Source organism: Sutterella massiliensis (assembly GCF_016899755.1).
Lineage (GTDB): Bacteria > Pseudomonadota > Gammaproteobacteria > Burkholderiales > Burkholderiaceae_F > Sutterella > Sutterella massiliensis.
Genome location: NZ_JACJJC010000546.1, coordinates 1 through 235 on the forward strand (window position 1 = coordinate 1; position 235 = coordinate 235).

Annotated in this window: 1 protein-coding gene; it reads right to left on the bottom strand. The window is 60.4% G+C overall.

Annotation, left to right across the window (positions count from 1 at the left end; genetic code table 11):
• Window positions 1–235: SH3 domain-containing protein (locus H6A60_RS13645; protein WP_205105417.1), on the bottom strand; the 235-nt coding region annotated here is incomplete at both ends.

The following is a 235-nucleotide window of genomic DNA, read 5'->3' on the forward strand; positions in this document are numbered from 1 at the left end:
ACCACGACCTTCGTCCAGGACCCACTCTTGCCCAGCACCTCAACCTTGGTCTGACGGTGAATCGAGACCACGTTCGCCGAACTCGCAGCAGCCTTCACCTTCACCGCAGTGAAGGCCTTGGCATAGTTATACACCTTGGGCTTCGCAGGAGGCGCGATCACCTTGGTTGAGAGCTTGCTCGAAGGAATCCAGCCGATACCGGCACCGGTGCGCACCTGCTGCCACGACCCAGAGG